The following is a 21340-nucleotide window of genomic DNA, read 5'->3' as shown; positions in this document are numbered from 1 at the left end:
ACCAGGAGCCGACCCGTGGCAACGCCGTCCGCCGCGGTTCAAGGGCGGGGGTCGCGGGGCAAGCCGAGCTGCTGTTCGGCAACGAGGTTGCGCTGGATCTGGGTGGTGCCTCCGGCGATGGTGAGGCTGCGGGAGAAAAGGTAGTCGCGGAGCGCCTCGCCGTACGGGCCCTCGTGCCGGAGGGCAAGTGCGGCGACCGCCTGCTCGTGGCGGGTGTGCAGGAGTTTGCGTACGGCGGCGTCCGCGCCGGGACGGTCAGCGTGCAGGCGCTGGAGAAGTCCGCGGTAGGCGATGCAGGTGAGCGCGTGGGCGTCGGCCAGGAGGCCGCCGAGTTGGTCGGGGTCCGCGGGGGTGTGGGTGAGGAGGGTCTCCAGTCCGGTGCCGGGTGTGACCTGGCCGGTCATGTGCACGCGTTCGTCGCCGAGGGTCTGGCGGATTACCGCCCAGCCCTGGCCTGGTTCGCCGAGGACTGCGTCGGGCGGGAGGTGCACCTCATCGAGGAAGACCTCGGTGAAGACGGCTCCCCCGGTGAGGTCGGTGAGCGGCCGTACGGAGATGCCAGTACTGTCCATGGCGATAACGAAACAGGTCAGGTCCCGGTGCCTGGACTCCTGCGGTCCGGTGCGGGCCAGCAACAGCCCCCAGTCGGCCTGGCGGGCGGCTGAGGTCCATACCTTCTGGCCGCTGACCCGCCAGCCCTGCCCGCTGGGAGCGGGGGTGGCGCGGGTGCGTAGCGCCGCCAGGTCTGAGCCGGCATCGGGCTCGGAAAATAGCTGACACCAAGTCAGTTCGCCGCTCAACGTCGGGGGAATCAGCCGAGTGCGCTGCGCTTCGCTGCCGTGGTTGATCACTGTCGGCAGAACCCAGGTGCCGATGCCGAGTTCGCTCAGCGTGACGCCCGCCGCCCGCAACTCCTCCTCGATCACCAGCTGCTCAAGGGCGTCGGCACCGAGCCCGTACGGATGTGGCAGATGGGGCGCGGCGTAGCCGGTCGGGGCGAGGGCACGCCGTGCGTCCCGGGGGTTCAACCCCCGCGCGGCCGCAAGTGCCTCACGTGCCCTGGCGCGTACCGGGGCGGCCTCGGGGAGTGGCACGGACAACTCTCGGCGGACCCCGGACAGCGCGGCCCGCGCAGCGCGGCCTGAGTGGCCGGCGCCCAGGTGATGGCGGAGAACAGCGGCGTGCCGGAGAGCGAGGTGCGCGTCGTGCTCCCAGGTGAAGCCCGTCCCACCCAGTATTTGGACACAGTCCTCGGCGTTGCTGACGGCGGTCTCCAGTGCGGTCGCGGCGAGGGCCGCGGTGTAGCCGCGCTCCTTCGTGGGGGCGCCTTCGGCGACGGCGCGGGCCGCGTCCCAGGTGAGGACACGCGAACGCGCCAGCCGTACGAGCATCTCGGCACACAGGTGCTTGACGCCCTGGAACTGGCCGATGGGCCGGCCGAACTGTTGCCGGGTGCGGGCATGTTCGGCAGCGGTGGCCACGGACCACGCCGCCACCCCGCACGCCTGCGCGGCCGAGTAGACCAGTGCCAGGTCGCGTACCAGCGCCGTGTCCACCCCGGGCAGCACCCGCGCGGCGGGGAGGATGACGTCCTCGGCCACGATCTCCGCAGCGGGCAGCAGCAGCCCCGTCCCGGGCAGCGGCCGGACGGTGAGCGCCGATGCGTCAATCACCACCCAACGGTCGCCGGCGGGGAGGAGGAGCAGGTTGGCAAGGTGCCCGCCGGGCACCGCGGCAACTCGTCCCGCCAACCGCAGGGCATCCGTGCCGTGCTCGGTGAGGGAAAGCGTCGGCCCGTCGGCGGGCAAGGCCACAGCGGCGCTGCGGTGGCCGGCGGCCAGGTCGCGTACCAGCGCTGTCCGCCCCGCCCTGTGCAGAAGATCGGCGGCGAGCACCGTGGGGAGGTAGGGGCCGGGCAGCAGGGCGCGGCCGGACTCCTCCAGGGCCACCGCGAGGTCCAGCGGCCCGCCACCGGCGCCCCCGCAGTCATGCGGCAGATGGAGCCCGAGCAGCCCTTGCCCGGCAAGCTTCGCCCAGTAGGCGGGGAGCCCGGCGGGTTCGAGGTGCCTGCGGAGTTCCTCCTTGGGCAGCAGGTGCCCGAGGAAGGCGCGAGTGGCGGCGGCGAGTTCGCGGTGCTCGCGAGTGAGGCCGAGGGTGTCGGCGCAGGACTCGGGGCTCATCCGATCTCCTCCAGCAATTCGCGCAGCAGGGCGATATCACTCGCCCGCCGCTCCCGGCCGCGGGCGAGCGACAGGACGTTCAGTGTGGTGACACCGGCGGCACGGTAGGCCTGCAGGCGGTCCTTGATCCGGTGTCGGTCCCCCACCAGCCCGATACCGTCCAGGAGCTCTTCGGGTATGGCCGCGGCGGCGCGGTCGGGCTGTCCCTCGATGTACAAGCGCTGCACCTCGGCGGCCTCAGCGCCGTATCCATAGCGTCCGGCGAGCCGGGTGTAGAAGTTCCGGTCACGAGTTCCCATGGCGCCCAGGTACCGGGCTGTGCCGGGCCGGCTGCGGTCGAGCAGCAGGGAGTGGTCGGGCCCGGTTCCGTACGCGACGGTGGCGGTGATGCCGAGCGGGCCGCGTTCGGGGGCGCGGGCGGCGAGGCCGGTGCGCAGCGCGTCGCCCCAGACCTTCTCGGCACGCTCCGGCCAGAACATCGCCGGCAGCCACTCGTCGGCGAGTTCCGCGGCGAGGGCGACGTTGGCCGGGCCCAGGGCGCCCACGGCGATCGGTATCTCCCGCGCTGTGCCCGGCATCCGCAGCGGTGGCACCGGTTCCTGCCCCGCCGCGGGCGGCGACGGCAGCCGGAACTCTGCGCCGTCATGGGTGACGCGCTCTCCCCGCCAGACCGCGCGGCAGATCGCGATGATCTCCCGGGTACGAGCGAGGGGACGGCCGAAGGGAACACCGTGCCAGCCCTCGACGACGCCTCTGCTGGAGGCGCCCACACCGAGGACGAAGCGGCCCTCGGAGAGTGCATCGAGGCCGGCGGCGGTCATGGCGAGCAGCGCCGGGGTGCGGGAGTGGACGGAGAGCACAGCGGAGCCCAGGGTGATGCGTTCGGTGCGCAGCGCCAGAGCGCCGAGCAGACTGACCGCGTCGTGGCCGTACGCCTCGGGGACCCAGGCGGTGTCCAGTCCCGCGCGTTCCAGCTCCGCGATCTCCTCGACGGCGCGGCGGCCCGAGTGGTGCAGGGGCAACAGAGCGCCGACACGTATCCGTTCTGTTCGTGGTGCAGTCCGGTCAGTCATCGAAGCGCACCGGGAAGTACTTGAGGCCGTTCATGAAGTTCGACTCCAGGCGTACGGGCTCTCCGGCACGGCGCAGGCGCCGCAGGTGGGGGTGAAGGGCACCGAGCAGTACCGCGATCTCCTCTCGGGCGAGGGCAGCGCCGAGGCAGAAGTGCGGTCCGGTGCCGAAGGCCAGGTGGGGGTTGGGGTCGCGGGTGATGTCGAAGCGTTCGGGAGCGGTGAAGACGGTGTCGTCCTGGTTGGCGGCGATGTAGTAGAGGACCGCCTTGTCGCCTTCGCGCATCAGGGTCCCGTCCAGCGTCGCGTCCCGGGTGAGGGTGCGCCGGAACTGCATGATCGGGGTGGTCCAGCGCAGGATCTCCTCGGTGGCGGACGGCAGCAGCCCGGGGTCGGCTGCCAGCCGTTCCAGCTGGTCGGGATGGTCGAGGAGAGCCTGGACGCCGCCCGAGATCGCGTGCCGGGTGGTCTCGTTCCCAGCCACGACCAGCAGCAGCCACAGCTGGCCGAACTCGGCATCGGAGAGGCGTTCACCGTCCGCCTCGGCGGTGGCGAGCACGCTGACGATGTCGTCGGCCGGGGCGCGCCGCCGCTGTCGTGCCACATCGGCCGCGTACCCGAACGCCTCGGTGAAGATGCTGCGGTAGACCTCGACGTCGCCGCCGCCGTACTCGGGGTCGTCGAAACCGACCAGGTTGTTGGACCAGCGCAGGAGCAGCGGGCGGTCCTCCGGCGGGATGCCGAGCACCTCGGCGAGCACGGTGAGCGGCAGCGGCGCGGCAAGGTCGCTTACGAGATCGAACTCGCCTCGCGCGCGGCAGCGTTGCACCAATTTCACGGCCGCCTCCCAGATGCTCCCGCGCAGCCTCCGGACGGCAGGCGGGCCGAAGGCGTTGCCGATCAGGCGGCGGGCTCGGGTGTGCTCCGGGGCATCCATGCTCACCAGCAACTGCCGTGTTCTGTGCAGTTGTTCGGGGGTGCGGGGATCGGCCAAGAAGGCGCCGCGGGCGGCGGAGGAGAAGGTGCGGGTGTCCCGCGAGGCAGCCGTGACGCTGGCGTGCCGGGTCACGGCCCAGTACCCGCTGCCCTGCTCGGTACGCGACCGGTCGCCGTCACGGCGGTCCAGGGGACGCTCCTCCACCCAGTCCACGGGAGCGTGGCGCAGCCGGCGCCGGAACTCCGCACGGGGTACGCCGCGCGCGTAGGTGGCCGGGTCGGCCAGGAGGGTCCGGTCGGCGAGGGGTGCCGGGCGTGTCATCAGGCTTCCTCCGGCGAGGGGGCAGGCTGGATCGAGTCGAGCGCGGAGCGACGCAGTTTGCCGCTGGCTTCGCGCGGGATGCGCGGGACCGCGGCGTAGCAGCGGGGGACTTTGAACCCGGCGAGCCGTTCCCGGCAGAACTGGTCGAGCTGGGCGGTCAGCCGGCTGTCGAGGCACGCCCCCGGCTCCAACTGCACCAGCGCCTGGACCCGCTGGCCGTACTCCTCGTCGGGGACGCCGGTGGCGGCCACGTCCCGCACGTGCGGGTGTTCCCGCAGCACGTTCTCGATCTCCGCCGGGTAGATGTTGACGCCGCCGGAGACGATGGTCTCGCTGGAGCGGCCGGCCAGGTAGAGATAGCCGTCCTCGTCCACCCTGCCGAGGTCGCCGTAGGTGTAGACGCCGGGCGCAAGATGTGCGGAGGCGGTCTTCTCCGGCGTGTTGTGGTAGCTGAAGTCCCGTTCGGGCGGGCGCTTGAGGTAGATACGGCCGACCTGCCCGGCGGGGAGTTCCGTGCCGTCCGGGCTGGTCACGAGGACCTCGGTGGGGGCGAGGGGGTGGCCGACGCTACCCGGGTGCGCCAGCCACTCCGCGGAGTCGATGAGCGTGACGATGCCGCCCTCGGTGGCGGCGTAGTACTCGGTGAACACCTTCCCCCACCAGCCGATCATCGCGTGCTTGACGTGCGGCGGGCAGGGGCCGCCGCCATGCCAGACCCGCCGCAGGGTGTGCCCGCGGAACGAGTCGCGCACTGCGCCGTCGAGCCGCAGCAGGCGGATGAACTGGGTCGGCACCATGTGGCACTCGGTGATCCGCTGCGCGTCCAGATCGCGCAGCGCCCGCGCCGCGTCGAAGCTCTGGTGGAGCACCAGCGTGCAGCCGCCGAGCAGCGGGAAGAGGGAGAAGAAGATCTGCGCAGAGTGGTACCAGGGCCCCGTCAGCAGGATCCGGCCGCGGTCGGGCACACCGATTCCGGCGCGGAGCGAGACCAGGAGGCGAGTGACGCGTTTGAGCGGTGCACCGGCGATGAACAGGTCGTTGACCACCCCCTTGGGGTTGCCGCTGGTGCCGGAAGTGTAGAGAAGGGTGGAGCCCGAGCATTGTCCGGGAGGTTCCTCGGGATCGCACTCGGCCAGTACGCGTTCGGTGGTCACGAAGCCGGTGCCGGACGGCGCGGACGCACCCGGGTGGCCGAGCAGTCCCTTGAGGGCGAGCGGGCCGCCCGCCGCGTGGGCCGCTTCCGCTGCGACGGCCAGCCGTTCGGCATCGACGAGCAGGGCCCTGGCGCCGGAGTCCTGGAGGAGGTAGGCGGTCTCGGCAGCGGTGAGGTGCCAGTTGACAGGGACTATGGTGACACCGCAGTGCAGCCCCGCGAGCAGGACCTCGAACACCTCCGGCCGGTTCCCACCCATCAGGCAGAGCCGGTCACCGGTGACCAGTCCGTGGGCGCGCAGCAGCCGGATCCACTTGTTGACCCGGGAGTTGAGCTGCTCCCAGGTGACGGTGGAGCCGTCGTCGCCCACCAGGGCCTCCGGCTCGGTAGAACGCTCCGCCGCCGCCGACACGAGTTCCGCCACGGTCGATCCTCTCCTTCGTTGGGGTCGTTGAGTTCGCTGGCCGGGCGGCGCTCACTCCAGGAGGTCGGGCTGGTGGCGCACGATGTGCTGGTAGAGCGGGCGGAAGCTGAAGCGCCCCAGGTCGTGGGTGCCGATCTGCTCGCGGGTGGCGCGGGCGGCGACCGCGTCGATGGGCACCGGAGGTGTTCCGGCGGCTTCTGCCATCAACTGGACCTGGCAGCACCTCTCCAGCGAGATGAACCACCAGGCGGCCTCGTCCACGCTGCGGCCCACGGTGAGCAGCCCATGGTTGCGCAGCAGCAGAGCCTTATGTCCGGCGAGCGTGGCGGCGATTCGCTTGCCCTCCTCCGGGTCGAGAACGACGCCGGAGTAGTCGTCGTACACCTGGTGGTCCTCGAAGAACGCACAGGCGTCCTGGGTCAGCGGGTCGAGCGGGCGACCGAGGGTGGACCAGGCACGACCGTGCACGGAGTGGGAGTGGGCGGCCGCCACCACATCCGGACGCGCGTCGTGGACTGCGGAGTGGAGCGCGAAGGCAGCGGGATTGACGCGGGCTCGCTCGCCGCCCCCCTCGATAATCCGGCCCCGGGCGTCGACCAGCAACAGGTCGCTGACCCGGATGTCGGCGAAGTGGATGCCGAACGGATTGACCCAGAAGTGGTCCTCACGCACCGGGTCACGTGCGGTGATGTGCCCGGCCACGCCCTCGTCGTAGCCGTACGCGGCGAAGACGCGCAGGGCCGCGGCGAGTCGCCGCTTGCGCAGGACGCGCTCCTGCTCGGGCGTCCGGTCCGTGGCGGTCATCCGCAGCCTCCCGCGGTGTCGGTGTCGTACGCGCCGACCGCCTCGCGCAGCGCCCCGGGGACCTCCGGCACCGCGCCGGCCGGCTCCCGGGGCGGGGGTGTGCCGGAGAGGACCGCGCGATAGGCGGCGAGGAACTCCTCGGTGCGGTCCAGTCCCCAGAAACGGTCGCGGCCGGCCCGGAAGTACGGGATGCCGAACACGTCGTCGTGATAGGCGCGTTCCAGGCAGTCCACGCCCTCCTCGCGCAGCTCGGGGTCATTGGCCGCCGAAGTCAGCTGACCGGCGCTTAGCCCACATTCCACAGTGAGCCCGGCGAGGGTATCCGGGTCGCAGATGTCCAGCCCCTGCTCCCAGCGGGCGCGGGTCACGGCGTCGTAGAACCGCTCGGCGACACCTTCGCGGCGGGCCCGCAGCCAGGCCAGGTGCGGGACTTCCCACCACGGGTCGCGGTCCACCGGCCAGGCCATGGGCAGGCCGAACCGCTGCGTGAGACGGCGGGTGTCGTAGAGCACGTAGAGATGCTTGGCCTTGCTCATCTGGACGTAGTGCACCGCGGCGCCGCGCTCCTTCAGGGCCCGCTCGGTGCGGCTGTCCGGGTCCCAGTACGGAATCATCTCGGCGCGCCGCAGGATGTCCGGTTCCTGGCTGCGCAGTTGGTGCAGCGCGAGCCAGCTGAACGGCGAGCGGAAAGAGAAGTAGATACGCGGGACGTCCGGTCGGCGGCTCATGCCGACACCTCGCTCCGCGAGGTCTCGCATTCGCTCGACGCGCACCTCTCAATGATTCGCTCACTACGTTCGCTCATGCCGCACCTCCGGTGAGCGCGGCCACGGTGGCGGGGCAGAGCCGGGCGAGGGTGCCGGAGTCGGGGCCCCGGCTGACGGCATAGCCGTGCTGGATGTGCGCGGTGGCGGTCTGCACGAGCGAGTCACCGCGCCGCACCCAGCAGTCCATCCGCCCGTTGTAGGTGGTCTCGCGCAGGACGTCCTCCACTCGGAAGACGGTGTAGAGCGTCTCGTCCATACGGACATCCGCGAGCATCCGGACACGGGCCCGGGAGACCACCGGTATCCAGGCACGTTCAGCCAGCAACTTGGGCACACCCAGTCCGCGGCCGGCGAGAAACGCGTCCACGGTCTCCTCCAACTCCCGGACGTACGCCGAGTGCTGGAGGCGGTCGGAGTAGTGGCAGTGGTAGTAGGCGGCGCGCCAGTCCCGTACTAAGGCGTCGCAGCCATACGTGAGGCGCAGCGCCTCCTCCGGGGTGACCCGGTCCAACGGCAAAGGCTCCGCGCCGGGATCGGGACGGACCTCCGGCACGACGGGGGCGTGCAGACCGGCGGGGGGCGCAGCGTCCCCGGGAGCCTCCTTCTCGGTGACCAGGGCTATGCCGACCTTCCCCCGCAGTACGGTGCTGTGCCCCTCGGGGCGTTCGGCGCGCAGTCGTACGGAGAAACGGCCAGGGCGCAGCGGGGCGACCTCGGCGGTCACCGCGTCGTCGACGTCCAGCACGGCAGGCAGCAGTGCCGAGGAGTCGATGATCTCCAGCCCCAGTCCGTGTTCGTGGTAGAGCCGGCCCGGCGGCTGCCCCTGGACACGGAACCACTCCAGCACCGCCTCCTCGGCCAGCTGCATGAAGTGTTTGAAGCCGATCCAGGTACGGATGTTCGCACCCGCGTACCGTGGCCGGCCGACCTCAATCCGCCGGGGCATCTCCACATCGGCACTCATGCGCTCATCTCCTCGCTGTGGTTCGCGTCGACGAAGGCACAGATCTCCGCGGCCACCTCCGCGGCCTGTGCCACGTGGCAGAAGTGGTGGTAGTCGTCGTCGAGCCGTACGCGTCCGCGGGGCAGCTCCCTCTGGAGCGCCTCGGCACGGCCGTCGGCCAGGCAGGGGTCGGTGGTCCCGCCGAGCACCAGCACCGGGACGTCCACCCGGGACAGGTCGAAGCCCGCGGTGGCCAGGAACTGTTCGAAGAGGGTGAGGAATCCGGCCGGCCCGATCCGTTCGCTCATCATCCGCACCATGTGGGTGCGGAGCGCCGGGTCGAGGTGTTCGGCCCGACGTCCGAGCCGCACGTCGAGACCGGCCCGGATGATGTCGTCGAAGTTGCTCCGCGAGCGTTCGAAGACCGACCAGGTGGCAGGCAGGCCGGGCGGACGGTAGAACGGCGCGGCGAGCACGGCGGCAGGAGCGGGCAGCCGGTCGGCCCCGGCCAGCGTCTCCAGCACGGCGGTGGCGCCGAAGGAGTGGCCTACCAAGAGGGTGGGGGGTTCAGGAAGTTGCGCCAGGCCGTGCTCCAGCCAGCCGCGCGGAGTGGCCTCGCGGCGCCAGCCGTAGTCGTTCCCGGCCCGCCACGGCAGGTCCAGGGCGCTGACCTGCCAGTGCGAGGGCAGCAGGCGCACCAGCGGGTACCAGCTCTCCCAGGTGTCCTCCATACCGTGTACGAGCACGGCCCGCGGGCCCTGTGGAGTGCCGGCGCTGAGGCTCTGCACGGGACCGGTCATGACGGCACCTCCGGCGCCGTCCACCGCTGCTCCACACGGTCCGCCGCACTCTGGCCAACGCGCAGCCTCTTTCGCCCGGCCCCATACGGGGTCACGGTGCAGGCCCGCCAGCCGGCCTCCGCGCTCCCGCACACGGCGAGCGCACTCCGGCAGTCGTGCCGGACCTGCCGCGCGGCGGCGGCCAGCGCGAGAACGCCGTCGGCGCCGTGCCCGGTGCCGAACAGCCCCTCTGCCAACGGGTGTGCCGTCGGGGATACGGCCTCTGGGGGACCGGCCACCAACTCGCCCGGACCGCCGAGCGGCAGGCTGCCGGGGGTCAGGACCTGTCCGGTTCGCGGCGCCGCGGGCGCGTCCGCCGGGCGACACAGCAGGACGCAGGCGGCCACGGCGCGCAGCGGTCCGCCCAGCACGTACGCCGCCTCCTGCTCCCCGGACTCGGCGCCGACCAGGACCACCCGGTCGGCGCGCCCGGTGCGCAACAGCAGGGAAGCGGTCTCCAGGGCGTCGAGTCCGCCGGTGGCACCGGAACACACCATGAGATTCGGCCCGCCCCAGCGGTAGCGGATGGCGAGCGTGGCCGCGATGACGTTGCTGGAGGCATTGGGTGCCTGGAGCGGGCTGACCTGGCGGCGGCCACCCTCGCGTGCGGAGCGGGCGATGGCGGTGACGGCCGCGACGTTGCCGAGCCCGCTGCTGACGACCACGGCGGTACGCGTATCGGGCGGGCCAGTTGGCCGGGGTCCGCCGTCGGGACGGTCCAGTGCCCGGTGCACCGCGCACAGGGCGAGCCGGGTCGCGGCGTCCTTCGTGGACAGCCCCTTGCGGCCGAGCAGTTCATGGGCGCGGTCCGCGCGGGGGGCCGGGCCCCCGCCGGTGCCCGCGGGGAGCCGGCACCCCGGCGCATCGGCTTCAGGCAGGTACAGCACCGCCGAGGTGACGGCACACCCGGTGTCCATCAGACGGCCTCCAGGAGTGTGACGGCATTGACCCCGCCGAAGCCGAAGGAGTTGACCTGGGCGAGGCCGCTCGGATCGCAGGCCGCCGGGGTTCCGGCGACCAGACGCAGTGCGGCGGCCTCCTCGATGGCCTGCCGCAGACCGACCATCGGGGGCGCGCTGCCAGCGCTCAGGGCACGGGCTGCCACGTCGAGGCTCATCAGCGCGGACGCGCCGGAGGTGTGTCCGAGGGCGCCCTTGACCGCGGTGACCACCGGCCGAGACGGCAACGTCTCGGTCAGCACCGTGGCCTCGACGGGGTCGTTGAGCACGGTGCCCGTGCCGTGTGCCACGACCAGCCCGGTGTCCGCCGCGCTGCGGCCGGCACGCTGGTAGGCGTCGTGCACTGCGCGGGTGATGCCTTCGGGGTCGGGCGCGGTCTCGTGCCCTGCGTCGCAGCTCAACCCGGTGGCGAGCACCCGGGCCAGGCTCCCCGGCCAGCGGCGGCGCTGTGCCGGGCGGTCCGGGACGACAACCAGGGCGGCGGCGCCCTCACCGAGGAGGACCCCACCCCGTGCGGTGTCGAACGGCCTTAGCCGGTCGGCGGGTTCGTCGGTCACCCGGCCGATCATCGCCAGCATCGACGCAGTCATCTCGTCAGTGCCGCCGACCACCACAGCGTCGGCGTCGCCGAGTTCGAGGAGGTCCTGGGCGAGCGCGAGCGCATGGCCGCCTGCGCTGCACGCGTTGGCGATCGTGAGGGTCCGCGGCACGGCGTGGGATAGGGAGCCGGCAAAGTGCTGCCGCTCGGCGGTGCCGGCCGCTTCGGGTGCGCCGTCCTCTATGGAGCGCAGCTCCCGCAGGCCGGAGCCGACCACGGCCCGTACCTGCTCGCGTGAGGGGTCGAGTCCGGCTTCCTTCAGTACCTGGTCGACGCATCGGGCCAGCAGACGGCCGGCCCGGAACGGTCGCGTGTCGGCGGGGTCCTCCGGGAGCTGGTACCCGTGGTGCACATGAAACCGCCTGGTGTCGAACCCGCGCAGCGGGGCGGCGCCGCAGCGGCTGGCGAGCAGCGCGCGGTACGTCTCGTCCGCGTCACCGAAGCAGGTGCGCACGGCGCTAGCGGCGATCAGCACCGCCATGGCCGCACCCCCTGACCACCATCGCGCCGACCGCACCGTCCGGCGTGCACCCGGTGACCACGCCGAGAGCCGCGGCCGGCTCCGTCCCGGCCTCCTGCACGGCAAGCAGCGTGGCGAGTTGGAGGGCTCCGTTCGCCGCCTGGCAGTCGCCGGTGAGGCCGAGGATGTCGAGCACCTCGGGGCCATCGCCGAGGGCCGTGCGGGCAGCCCGGTCCTGTACGCCCCCGGGGCCCTGACCGTCGCCGGTGACCACCAGGCGGACTTCCTCGGTCGCGATCCCGGCGCGGTCGAGGGCGCTGGACACGCACCGGGCCAGCGCCCGCTCCGTGTCCTGGGGAGTGAGCGCCGTGGCGGAGCAGGCAGCAAGAATCTCCGCGCGGGGCGGACCACCTGCCGTGTTGCCCGGGTGTTCGATCAGGAACACCGCCGCGGCCTCACCCGGCGGAGCCGCACCGGCAATGTGGTGGCAGGCCCAGGCCGAGTGGGGAGTGAACTCCTCGACCGCGCCGGTGAGCATGGACCGGACGGCGCCCCGGCGCAGTGCGTTCAGGGCGTAGCGCAGCGCACCGTGGAAGCCGAGCGTGCCCCCGGCGACGGTGGCGTTGACCCCGCGCAGCCCGTACCGGATGGCGGCCTGCCCGGCCGCGCAGTTCATCACGGTGTTGGGAAAGAGCGCCGGGTTGACCAGGTACGGGCGCGGCTGGGTGAGGGTTTCCAGGCTGTAGTCGCTGGTGGAGCGGAGGCTGCCGACCGTGGTCCCCAGCGCGGCACCGACCGTGCGGTTGCCCACCGCAGCCACGTCAATGCCGCTGTCGGCAAGTGCCTGGCCGCAGGCGACCACGGCGAGACCGGTGTTGCGGTCGTAGGAACCGGTGCCCTTCCGCCCGAGGGCAGCCCGGACGTCGAAATCCGGTACCACGTGCTGCGCCGGGCCCGGCAGCGGATCGTCGTACAGCACCGCCCCCACGCCTGCGGGGAGCGCGCTCGGGCCCTGCGCGCGGTAGCGGGCCACCGCCTCGGTGAAGGCCGCGCGGTCGGGACCCGCGGACGAGAGCACGCTCCACCCGGTGATCACGGCCCGGACGGCGGAACCGGTGAAGGGCGCGGCAGGGGTGGTATGTGGGGCAGCGGTTGTCACGAGGGCACCCCCAGAATGGTGATGGCGTTGTTGCCGCCGAAGGCGAATCCGTTGTTCTGCACCACTCGCGGCCGGGCCGGGCGCGCGGTGTTCGGTACCGGGTCGATATCCCCGAGCTCCGGGTCCGCATGCTGATGGTTCACGGTCGGCGGCAGAAAGCCGTGGGCGAGGGCAAGGGCGGACGCGATCGCTCCGAAGCCGCTCGCGGCGCCCATCGTGTGGCCGAGCATCGACTTGATGGAGCTGATCGGCGGTGTCCGCTCCCCGAACACCTCGCGTACGGCCTGGGCCTCCACCGCGTCGTTGGCCGGGGTGCCGGTGCCATGGGCGCAGATGTAGTCGACCTGGTGCGGCTCGATGCCCGCGCTGCGATGGGCCAGCCGCATGCACTCCGCTATCGAGGCGGCATCCGGCGCGACCATGTGCGAAGCGTCGCAGTTCACCCCGTAGCCGAGGAGTTCGGCGTACGGCAGGGCGCCGCGGGCCCGCGCGGAGTCCTCGCTCTCCAGGACGAGCATGGCGCCGCCCTCTCCGGTGAGGATGCCGGAGCGGTCCCGGTCGAAGGGAGCGCAGGCGCGTTCGGTGAGCGCGCCGAGCCGGTGGAACCCGGCATGTGCCCAGCGGCACACGGAGTCGGCGCCGCCGGCGAACACCACGTCGGCCTCGCCGGAGGCGATCAGGTCATAGCCGTACCCGAGCGCGTAGTTGCTCGCGGAGCAGGCGGTGGCGAGGGTCAGCACCTCACCCTCCAGGCCGAGTTCGGCGGCGACGGCGTGGCTGACCCGTGCCGCCGGCAGTCTGCGGAAGACCTCGCCGTCGGCCGCGGGGAACCCGCCGTGCATCCGCTGGGCCGTCAGCTCCTCGACCTCCTGGGACTCGCCACTGGTGGTGCCGACGACGGCGGCCGCCCGCTGCGGCGCGAAGGCCCCCTCCTGGTCAAGTCCGGCGTCCTCGGCGGCGAGCCGGGCGGCCGCGGCGGCGAACCGGCCGGACCTTCCCCACTTCGGTGCCGGCAGTTTCCACAGGAGCTCCTCCGGCCGGAAGCCGGAGACCTCACCGGCGTGCACGTAGGGGAAGCCGGTGGTGTCGAAACTGCTGATGGGCGAGATCCCGGAGCGGCCCGTCAGCAGGGACTCCCGGAACTCCTTGACTCCGGTGCCGATGCTGGAGACTGGTCCCAGCCCGGTGACCAGGACCCGCGGCACTGTTCAGTCCTCCCAGCCCGCGTGAGCCGCGACGACCTCGTACACGGCCTTGAGGTTGCGCATCTGCGGCAGCTCGGCCTGCGGGATCTCGCAGTCGTACTGCTTCTCGATCCGGGCGAGGATCTCGATGGCACGCAGCGAGTCGGCCTCGTACTCCTCGACGAAGTCGCCGGTGTCGGTCAACTCGTCGGGCTCCAGCTCCAAGACCTCGGAGACGATCTCCCGCAGTTCGGTGAGGTGGGTTGTGGCGGTGGTCATGAGCGTTCCTCCTGGGATTGCCCCGGCCGCGCGGCAGCGGCCGGGAGGACCTGTCGGGGCGGCCGGGAGACCGCCATCAGCGAGCGCCAGCCGGCGACAGCGCGGCCGGAGACGTGGCTCGTTCCGTGGGCGAGCGCGGATCCGGTCGATACGTGCTCCAGCACGACTTCGTGTGTGACGACGTCTCCGGGCCGCACCGGGAAGTACTGCCGGGCGTCACGAGCAGCGACGAACATGGGGATGCCGGTGTCCTCCTGTTCCCGGGCCGCCGTCCGCCACAGCACCGCGGCGGACTGGCCGAAGGACTCCAGCAGCAGCGAGAAGGGGTAGTCGTACTCCTCCGCTGCGGCGGCACGCGGCACGTTCCGGTAGCAGGGCTCGGCGGCTGTGACGGCCTTGAGCGCGGTCAGTCGCTTCCCTGGCTCCAGGTGGATGACCTGGTCCACCAGCAGCATCGGCCAGCCGTGTGGGAGCAGTTCGCGCAGCCGCGCGGGCTCCGGGCCGGCCGTGCCCGCCGTCCGGGGTGGCCGCACCGGGTCCGCCTCGGGCAGCGGCGGGCCGAGCTCGGCCCGGATCCGCGCCGCACACACCCCGTCGGCGCGGAGGTACGACCCGGTGACCTCGGTGCAGCCCCCGCCCATGGGGCGTGTGGTGGCTTCCAGCACGAACTCCGCGCCCCCGGCGAGCGGTGCGAGACAGCGCAGCGAGATGACCCGGGCTATTCGCGCATCGGGCACCGTGCCGGCGGCAGCCTGCTGCAAGGTGTCCAGCAGGAACACCCCTGGATAGACGGCCTCTCCGGGGAAGTGCGCGCGGAGGTAGAGCTGGTCCGCGTCCACTCGCTGCTCGGCCCGCAGCAGTGCCCCGCCGTCCGCGGGGTGCGTACGGACCGAGCGGACCGCGTCGAGCGGTGCGGCGGTGGCGGACGGCATCACAGAGTCATCCCTCCGTCCACCTGGAACACCTGCCCTGTCACGTAGGAGGCGCGGCCGGAGACCAGGAAGGACACGACGGCGGCCGCTTCCTCGGGGGTGCCGAAGCGGCTCAACGGCACGCGCCGGCGCGCCTCGTCGCGGACCTTGCCGTCCAGTCCGGCGGTCATGTCGGTCTCGATGAGCCCGGGGGCGACGGCGTTGACCCGCACCCCGTAGGGGGCTACCTCTTTGGCCAGCGCCTTGGTGAAGCCGATGATCCCGGCCTTGCTGGCGGCGTAGTTGGTCTGCCCGGCGTTGCCGTAGACCCCGGCGGCGGAGGAGAGCGTGACTATGCTTCCGCCGCCGCGCTTCATGAAGCGGAACGCGGCTGCGCGGCAGACGGTCCAGGTCCCGGTGAGGTTGGTGGTGAGGACATCGTCCCAGTCCGTATGGTCCATCAGCACCAGGTGCCGGTCGCGGGTGATGCCGGCGTTGGTGATCACGGCGTCCAGCGGTCCGAGTGCCTCCTCGGCCTCCTTGACGAGGCGGTCCGCTGCGTCAGGGTCGGTGATGTCGCAGGGGGTGAAGTGGGTACGGACGCCCAGTTCCTCGACCTCGGCGCGGGTCTTCTCCGACTGTTCGCTGTGCGCGGTGAAACAGCCGGCGACGTCGTGTCCCTCGGCGGCCAGTTGAAGTGCCACGCTGCGCCCGATTCCCCGGGACACCCCGGTGATGAGGACACATCCTGGTGCGTGCTTCTCGGGCATGGAACCTGCCTCCTGCGGAAAATCCCGGATGCGGGAAGAAGCCGCTCCCAGGTTCCGAAAATCTCCTTGCCGGAACCCGTGACGGCACATTCCGTACGTAACTTCCAAGTGCCTCAACGACGTTAGGGAGGTGCTCGCGGGCATTCCAAGAATTCGTGGACGGACGTCATATGCGGGGCGCCAGGCGCATAGCCCGGGGCACGGTTCACACCACGCCGCGCTCCCGCAGCCGGGCTCGCGCCGCGGAGTCGTAGCCTGCCTCGGCGAGCAACGCATCGGTGTCAGCGCCGGGCAGCGGGGCGGCTCGGCGGACGGTGGTGGGGGTCCGGGAGAACTTCACCGCGGTGCCGGTCAGCGGCGCCGTCGAGCCGTCGGCGAGTTCGGTGTCCACCAGCATCTCGCGCTCCCGCACCTGAGGGTCCGCGGCGGCCTCGGCATAGTCCCTGACCCTAGCGGCCGTGATCCCGGCCTCTTGGAGTTTGCGCACCGCTTCGTGGCTGTCATGAGCGCCGCACCACTCGGCGAGCAGCCGGTCCACCGCGTGCCGGTTGGCCAGGCGTTCGGTGTTGCGGCCGTAGCCGGGAGCCCGTGCCAGGTCCGTACGGCCGGCCAGCTCGGTGAAGCGCCGCCACTGGCGATCGAGCGCGACGGTGACGTAGACCTGCCCGTCGGCGCAGTCGTAGATGTTGGAGGGGGCGACGAATTCGGTCTGGTTACCCCAGCGGCGCGGGGGTGCGCCGGCAGCGGCGAGGGTGAGATATCCGGCACTCTGGAAGAGCAGGGCGTCCTGCATGGCCACGTCGACGTGCTGGCCCTCGCCGGTGGCGTCGCGATGCCGCAGCGCGGCGAGCGCGCCGAGCGCGGCATGCAGTCCGGCGAGGTCGTCGGCGAGGAAGGTGGGGGCACGTACCGGGCCGCCACCGCACGTGCCGTTGAGCGCCATCCAGCCCGTGTCGGCCTGCACGACCGGGTCATAGCCCGGCCGGCCGGCTCCAGGACCGTACTGGCCGTAGCCGGAGAGCGAGACGTAGACGATGTCGGGCCGGCGCTCGCGGCAGTGCCGGTAGCCGACGCCCCAGCGCTCCATGGTGCCGGGAAGGTAGTTCTCCAGGACCACGTCGGCGCTGTCCACCAGGCGCAGGAACACCTCCGCGGCACCGTCCTTGCGCAGATCGAGGGAGAGGCTCCGCTTGTTGCGGTTGACGCTCTCCCGGAACCACGAACGGGTGGTCCCGGGCAGCGCCGGGGGCAGTTCGCCCTCGCGGTTGCCGGGCATCTCCACCCGTACGACATCGGCCCCCATGTCCGCCAGCACACAGCCGGCCATGGGCCCCGACCACACCTTGGACACGTCCAGCACCCGGAGCCCTGCCAGTGGGCCGGGGTGGTCCGGGAGGCTGTCGCGGAAGAATTCGGCGCGTTCCACTGGGATTCCTTCCTCAGATCCGGCGCAGCAGGGAGGCGGTGCCCAGGGAGCCACCGCAGCACATGGTGATCAGGGCGTGTTCGCCGCCGGTGGCCTCCAGCCGGTGCAGGGCGGTGACCAGCAGCCGGGTACCGGTGGCGCCGAGCGGGTGCCCCAGGGCGATGGCACCGCCGTCCGGGTTCGTCCGCTCCAGGGCGGCGTCGTGCTGCTCGGCCCAGTTGAGGACCACCGAGGCGAACGCCTCGTTGACCTCGTACCGGTCAATGCCGTCGAGCTTCATTCCGGCCCGCTCCAACAGCTGCGCGGTGGCGGCGACCGGTCCGTCCAGCAGGTAGTACGGGTCGGCGCCGGTGAGCACCTGGTGCACGAGACGGGCGCGCGGCCGCAGGCGGAGGGAGCGAGCTCGGTCCTCGTCCATCCACAGCACGGCCGCGGCGCCGTCGGAGATCTGCGAGGTGGTGGCGGCGGTGTGCAACCCCCCGTGCAGCGTGGGCCGGAGGGCGGCCAGCTGTTCCGGGGCGCTGTGCCGCAGCCCTTCGTCCCGTACGACCCGCGTGCCCTCCGGGCCGCGCACCGGAGTGACCTCGTCGGCGAAGTGTCCGGACTCCCAGGCGCGGGCGGCCAGTTGCTGGGAGCGCAGCCCGTAGGCGTCGAGCTGTTCGCGGGTGTGACCCTGGCGGCGGGCGATCCGCTCGGCGCCGCCGAACTGCATGCGCGGCGGATCGTCGTACGGATAGTCGGGCGTGAGGTAGTGCCCCGGGCCCGCCTCGATGTTGGCGCCGACCGGGACCCGGCTCATGGACTCCACGCCGCAGGCGATCCCGATGCCGACCGCGTCCGCCGCGATCAGCCCGGCCATCAGATGGTTGGCCTGCTGCGCCGATCCGCAGGAGGCATCCACGGTCGTGCAGCCCACCTCCGGTGGAAGGCCGGTGCTGAGCCAGGCATTGCGGGTGACGTTGAGGCTCTGCTCGCCGACCTGGGTGACGCAACCGCCGATGATCTGCTCGACGGCCGCGGGGTCGACGCCTGCCCGGCGCACCACCTCGACCTGCACATGGCGCAGCAGTTCCACGGCTTTCAGCCCGGCGAGCGCACCACCGCGCCGGCCGATCGGAGTGCGGACCGCTTCCACTATCACTGGGCGTCCCATGGGGGCAGAATGCTCGACGAGTGAGCCGGACCGGTAATGCCTTTCCACGGCACTTCGGCACCGTTCCTTTCATAACTCGCCTTTCGCGGCGGGCGTTTCCGCCGCCGTCCCGGCTCGCTAGCGTGCCGGTCATGCCGGATTCCTCTGCTCTGGTCCACCGCGTTCTGGCCGGGTACGCGGCCGGTGCCGAAATCCAAGGGGTATTCCCCACCACCGGTCTGCACGCCGAGGAGGAGCGCTGTCCGGGCCGTACCTCATCCTCGCGATGCCGGGAATTCACCGCGGGCTTCGTGGTCGAGGGGGACCTGGTGCTCACAGCCGTGACGATGCCGCTCCGGTCCGCCCGGTGAGCGCCCTGGCAGGAGCAGCCACGCTCCCCCCACAGCAGGTCACGGTGTTGTTGCTGCAACTGGCCACGGTGATCGCACTGGCCGGTTTGCTCGGCCGCGCCACTGCCAGGCTGGGTATGCCCGCGGTCGCCGGTGAACTGCTGGCCGGGGTGGCGCTGGGCCCGACCCTGGGCGCCCGGCTGCCGCAGCTGGCGTGGCTGCACCTCACCGATCCCGGACAGCTGCGGTTGCTGGACGCGGTGGGACAGATCTCGGTGGTCCTGCTGATCGGTCTGACGGGCGCCGAGATGGATTTGTCGGCGGTACGCGCCCGGCTCGGCACCACGGTGTCCGTCGGGGTGGGTGGGCTGGTGGTGCCGGTGGCGCTGGGCGCCGGGGCCGGCTTCCTGCTGCCGGAGGAGTTGGTCCCGCACTCCACGGGGCGGTCCGCATCCGCGCTCTTCCTCGGGGCGGCGCTGGGGCTGAGTTCGCTGCCGGTGCTGGCGAAGATCCTCACGGATCTGCGGCTGGCCGCCCGTCCGATCGGTCAACTCGCCCTTTCGGCGGCGGTGTTCGACGATGTGTGCGGCTGGCTGCTGCTGGGGGCCGTCACCGCTCTGACCACCGGGTCCGCCCTGGTGCACGCCCTCTGGCTGCTCCCGGCTGCGGCCCTGCTCGCCGTCGCGGCGGTGGGCGGGGCGAGGTATGCGGTACTACGGCTGCGGCTGCGCCGCCCGGACACCGGGCGGCTGATCCAGCTGACGGTGGTGGCGCTGCTGGTCTGCGCCGCGGGTTCGCAGGCGGCCGGGTTTGAGGCGATGCTCGGCGCGTTCCTCTGCGGGACGGTGCTGGCCGCCGCACCGGGCGCCACTGCACGGCTGGCGCCGCTGCGCACCTTCGTCACGGCCGTGCCGGCACCCCTGTTCTTCGCACTGGCCGGACTGCGCATGGACCTGTCCGCGCTGGCCCGTCCGATGGTGCTGCTGAGCGCGCTGGGCCTGCTGGTAGTGGCGATCTGCGGGAAGTTCGCGGGGGTGTATCTGGGGGCGCTGCCGACGCGTACCGCCCGGTGGGAACGGCTGGCGCTGGCGGCCTGTCTGAACGCCCGTGGGATCGTGGGCATCGTGGTCGCCGCGACCGGTCTGCGTGCGGGCCTGCTGTCGCCCGGCGCGTACACGGTGGTGGTGCTGGTCGCGCTGGTCACCTCGCTCATGGCGGGGCCGCTGCTGGTACGCGCGGTCGCCCGGGGCGGCCGGGCTGGCACGCCCATGGAGACACTCCCTTTGACGGCGCCCGGGGGTAGCCTGCCGGATAGGGCCCCTGTGTCACCGGAGAGGATGCGAACGTCCATGGTGAGTACGGATCAGGTACGAGAGCTGGCTCTCTCGCTCCCCGAGGCCGAGGAACAGGACCATCGCGGGCGGCCGTCCTTCCGGATCCGCGGCCGGATCTTCACCACGCTCTGGCCGGATGCCGGGATCGCCGTCATCAAAGCCCCCGCGGACGAGGTACACGCCTGCGTCGAAGCGTCGCCGGAGACCTTCGAGATCCTGACGTGGGGGCAGAGCGAGTTCCTCAAGGTGCACTTGAAACACGCCGACCGCGACGAGGTCGCCGAACTCGTCACCGAGGCGTGGGCGGGCCAGGCACCCAAATCCCTTGTGGAGCGGCATGTCGCCGAGCGGTGACCTGGTCGGTGAACGGCCCATGGGGGCACGGCCGCTGGCCGGGCACGCGCTGCCGCCTCCGCCTTCCCCTGGTGCGCGGCTGCGCCAGGTGCGGCACGAGTCGGAGCTGGGCTGCTGGGAGACCGTGTGGCGCCGCCCTCCGCCGTCGTTGCGCCGCTTCGTGGCCGGGTACCTCGGCTACGACGAGAGCGGCCGCAGCTTCCGGGTGCGGCGCGAACTCCCCTCCGACCTGATCACACTCGTCGTCGGCTTCGAACTCTCCGTCCGTGTGCTGCGCGGCGAGCGGGCGGAGGACGGCGGTGAGCCGGAGGGCGGACTGCGGCAGCAGATCTTCGTCACCGGCGCCCAGGACCGCTACCGCTGCACGGAGACGGCCCCGGTCTCCAGCGGAATTCTCGTCCGCTTCACCCCTGTCGGCGCGCGGGTCCTGCTCGGTCTACCGATGCACCTGATGGCCAACCAGGCCGTCGGCGGCGCCGAACTGCTGGATGCACCCCTGCTGGAACGGCTGGCGGAGCTGGCAGGCAAGGCCGGCTGGGAGGAGCGCTTCGCCGCCCTGGACGCGCTGCTCACCCGACGGCTCACCGCCGGCCCGGACAAGCTCGCCCCCTCACCCACCGAGCGGGCCTGGCGACAGATGCGGCGCAGCGCCGGGCAGGTCGCGGTGCGGGACCTCGCGGCGGCCACCGGTTACAGCCACAAGCATCTGATCGACCGCTTCCGCGACGAGATCGGGCTCGCCCCGAAAACCCTCTCGCAGGTGATGCGCTTCCGCAGCGCCGTACGGCTGATCGACACCGGAACGCGCCTCACTGACATCGCACACAGCTGCGGGTACACCGATCAGTCCCATCTGAGCCGCGAATTCGCCCGCTACGCCGGGCGCTCCCCGTCGGCGTTCTCCCGGTCCTGGCTGCCGGACGGCGGGGGGCTGCGCGCCGACTGAGTAGCCGTTCGAGGTGAAATCCGTACAAGACGGCGCCCCG

The 21340-nt window shown here is 72.0% G+C and carries 20 protein-coding genes; 3 read left to right on the top strand and 17 right to left on the bottom strand.

Annotation, left to right across the window (positions count from 1 at the left end):
* Window positions 1-38: 38 nt before the first annotated feature.
* The 17 genes from B073_RS0122280 to B073_RS0122200 form a co-directional block, all read right to left on the bottom strand.
* The gene (locus tag B073_RS0122280) at window positions 39-2180 is read right to left on the bottom strand and encodes an acyl-CoA dehydrogenase (RefSeq protein ID WP_018540295.1); all 2142 of its coding nucleotides are present in this window, start codon (window positions 2178-2180) and stop codon (window positions 39-41) included.
* Entirely contained in the window at window positions 2177-3202 is a 1026-nt protein-coding gene (locus B073_RS0122275; RefSeq protein ID WP_018540294.1) for an LLM class F420-dependent oxidoreductase, read from the bottom strand. Before B073_RS0122275 ends, B073_RS0122280 begins: the two co-directional genes overlap by 4 nt.
* Window positions 3203-3245: 43 nt before the next feature.
* A complete protein-coding gene (locus B073_RS0122270) occupies window positions 3246-4508 on the bottom strand; it encodes a cytochrome P450 (RefSeq protein WP_018540293.1) in 1263 nt (420 codons plus the stop codon).
* Complete coding sequence (locus tag B073_RS0122265) at window positions 4508-6085, bottom strand: AMP-binding protein (RefSeq protein WP_018540292.1); 1578 nt, start codon at window positions 6083-6085, stop codon at window positions 4508-4510. The genes B073_RS0122270 and B073_RS0122265 overlap by 1 nt, the downstream gene beginning before the upstream one ends.
* Window positions 6086-6136: 51 nt before the next feature.
* The gene (locus B073_RS0122260) at window positions 6137-6889 is read right to left on the bottom strand and encodes a class II aldolase/adducin family protein (protein WP_018540291.1); all 753 of its coding nucleotides are present in this window, start codon (window positions 6887-6889) and stop codon (window positions 6137-6139) included.
* On the bottom strand, window positions 6886-7617 hold the full coding sequence (locus B073_RS0122255; RefSeq protein ID WP_018540290.1) for a 2-hydroxychromene-2-carboxylate isomerase: 732 nt from the start codon (window positions 7615-7617) through the stop codon (window positions 6886-6888). The genes B073_RS0122260 and B073_RS0122255 overlap by 4 nt, the downstream gene beginning before the upstream one ends.
* Before the next feature lie 73 nt (window positions 7618-7690).
* Complete coding sequence (locus B073_RS0122250) at window positions 7691-8620, bottom strand: thioesterase family protein (protein ID WP_018540289.1); 930 nt, start codon at window positions 8618-8620, stop codon at window positions 7691-7693.
* Window positions 8617-9399, bottom strand: a complete 783-nt coding sequence (locus B073_RS0122245) for an alpha/beta fold hydrolase (RefSeq protein WP_026247612.1) — start codon at window positions 9397-9399, stop codon at window positions 8617-8619. Before B073_RS0122245 ends, B073_RS0122250 begins: the two co-directional genes overlap by 4 nt.
* Entirely contained in the window at window positions 9396-10355 is a 960-nt protein-coding gene (locus tag B073_RS42885; RefSeq protein WP_018540287.1) for a beta-ketoacyl synthase N-terminal-like domain-containing protein, read from the bottom strand. The genes B073_RS0122245 and B073_RS42885 overlap by 4 nt, the downstream gene beginning before the upstream one ends.
* Window positions 10355-11476, bottom strand: coding sequence for a beta-ketoacyl synthase N-terminal-like domain-containing protein (locus tag B073_RS0122235; RefSeq protein WP_026247611.1), 1122 nt, complete (start codon window positions 11474-11476; stop codon window positions 10355-10357). The genes B073_RS42885 and B073_RS0122235 overlap by 1 nt, the downstream gene beginning before the upstream one ends.
* On the bottom strand, window positions 11454-12614 hold the full coding sequence (locus B073_RS43320; protein ID WP_199788179.1) for a beta-ketoacyl synthase N-terminal-like domain-containing protein: 1161 nt from the start codon (window positions 12612-12614) through the stop codon (window positions 11454-11456). Before B073_RS43320 ends, B073_RS0122235 begins: the two co-directional genes overlap by 23 nt.
* Complete coding sequence (locus tag B073_RS0122225; protein ID WP_018540284.1) at window positions 12611-13819, bottom strand: beta-ketoacyl-[acyl-carrier-protein] synthase family protein; 1209 nt, start codon at window positions 13817-13819, stop codon at window positions 12611-12613. The genes B073_RS43320 and B073_RS0122225 overlap by 4 nt, the downstream gene beginning before the upstream one ends.
* A 3-nt stretch (window positions 13820-13822) precedes the next feature.
* A complete protein-coding gene (locus tag B073_RS0122220) occupies window positions 13823-14077 on the bottom strand; it encodes an acyl carrier protein (RefSeq protein WP_018540283.1) in 255 nt (84 codons plus the stop codon).
* Entirely contained in the window at window positions 14074-15009 is a 936-nt protein-coding gene (locus B073_RS46560; protein ID WP_018540282.1) for a hypothetical protein, read from the bottom strand. Before B073_RS46560 ends, B073_RS0122220 begins: the two co-directional genes overlap by 4 nt.
* The gene (gene fabG / locus B073_RS0122210) at window positions 15009-15758 is read right to left on the bottom strand and encodes a 3-oxoacyl-ACP reductase FabG (protein WP_018540281.1); all 750 of its coding nucleotides are present in this window, start codon (window positions 15756-15758) and stop codon (window positions 15009-15011) included. The genes B073_RS46560 and fabG overlap by 1 nt, the downstream gene beginning before the upstream one ends.
* A gap of 205 nt (window positions 15759-15963) precedes the next feature.
* Entirely contained in the window at window positions 15964-17184 is a 1221-nt protein-coding gene (locus tag B073_RS0122205; RefSeq protein WP_018540280.1) for a CaiB/BaiF CoA transferase family protein, read from the bottom strand.
* Between the two features lie 13 nt (window positions 17185-17197).
* Window positions 17198-18337, bottom strand: a complete 1140-nt coding sequence (locus B073_RS0122200) for a steroid 3-ketoacyl-CoA thiolase (protein WP_026247608.1) — start codon at window positions 18335-18337, stop codon at window positions 17198-17200.
* Between the two features lie 131 nt (window positions 18338-18468).
* On the opposite strand from B073_RS0122200, the gene B073_RS47245 reads away from it, so the two are divergent.
* From B073_RS47245 to B073_RS42875, 3 genes are read left to right on the top strand one after another with little or no spacing between them, the layout of a single operon-like run.
* Complete coding sequence (locus B073_RS47245) at window positions 18469-18687, top strand: hypothetical protein (protein WP_018540278.1); 219 nt, start codon at window positions 18469-18471, stop codon at window positions 18685-18687.
* Window positions 18684-20354: a cation:proton antiporter gene (locus B073_RS40680; RefSeq protein WP_199788178.1), complete on the top strand. Its 1671-nt coding sequence runs from the start codon at window positions 18684-18686 to the stop codon at window positions 20352-20354. The genes B073_RS47245 and B073_RS40680 overlap by 4 nt, the downstream gene beginning before the upstream one ends.
* Complete coding sequence (locus tag B073_RS42875) at window positions 20338-21300, top strand: helix-turn-helix domain-containing protein (protein ID WP_018540276.1); 963 nt, start codon at window positions 20338-20340, stop codon at window positions 21298-21300. Before B073_RS40680 ends, B073_RS42875 begins: the two co-directional genes overlap by 17 nt.
* Window positions 21301-21340 lie beyond the last annotated feature (40 nt).

The organism is Streptomyces sp. MspMP-M5, assembly GCF_000373585.1.
Classification (GTDB): Bacteria; Actinomycetota; Actinomycetes; order Streptomycetales; family Streptomycetaceae; genus Streptomyces.
The sequence above is the reverse complement of the archived record's forward strand: the minus strand, read 5'-3'. Positions and strand labels throughout refer to the sequence as shown.

Coding starts and splice junctions, on each gene's coding strand:
- B073_RS0122280 (WP_018540295.1), bottom strand. CDS start 2,180: ATGAGCCCCGAGTCCTGCGCCGACACCCTCGGCCTCACTCGCGAGCAC.
- B073_RS0122270 (WP_018540293.1), bottom strand. CDS start 4,508: ATGACACGCCCGGCACCCCTCGCCGACCGGACCCTCCTGGCCGACCCG.
- B073_RS0122260 (WP_018540291.1), bottom strand. CDS start 6,889: ATGACCGCCACGGACCGGACGCCCGAGCAGGAGCGCGTCCTGCGCAAG.
- B073_RS0122255 (WP_018540290.1), bottom strand. CDS start 7,617: ATGAGCCGCCGACCGGACGTCCCGCGTATCTACTTCTCTTTCCGCTCG.
- B073_RS0122250 (WP_018540289.1), bottom strand. CDS start 8,620: ATGAGTGCCGATGTGGAGATGCCCCGGCGGATTGAGGTCGGCCGGCCA.
- B073_RS0122245 (WP_026247612.1), bottom strand. CDS start 9,399: ATGACCGGTCCCGTGCAGAGCCTCAGCGCCGGCACTCCACAGGGCCCG.
- B073_RS42885 (WP_018540287.1), bottom strand. CDS start 10,355: ATGGACACCGGGTGTGCCGTCACCTCGGCGGTGCTGTACCTGCCTGAA.
- B073_RS0122235 (WP_026247611.1), bottom strand. CDS start 11,476: ATGGCGGTGCTGATCGCCGCTAGCGCCGTGCGCACCTGCTTCGGTGAC.
- B073_RS0122220 (WP_018540283.1), bottom strand. CDS start 14,077: ATGACCACCGCCACAACCCACCTCACCGAACTGCGGGAGATCGTCTCC.
- B073_RS46560 (WP_018540282.1), bottom strand. CDS start 15,009: ATGCCGTCCGCCACCGCCGCACCGCTCGACGCGGTCCGCTCGGTCCGT.
- fabG (WP_018540281.1), bottom strand. CDS start 15,758: ATGCCCGAGAAGCACGCACCAGGATGTGTCCTCATCACCGGGGTGTCC.
- B073_RS0122200 (WP_026247608.1), bottom strand. CDS start 18,337: ATGGGACGCCCAGTGATAGTGGAAGCGGTCCGCACTCCGATCGGCCGG.
- B073_RS47245 (WP_018540278.1), top strand. CDS start 18,469: ATGCCGGATTCCTCTGCTCTGGTCCACCGCGTTCTGGCCGGGTACGCG.
- B073_RS42875 (WP_018540276.1), top strand. CDS start 20,338: ATGTCGCCGAGCGGTGACCTGGTCGGTGAACGGCCCATGGGGGCACGG.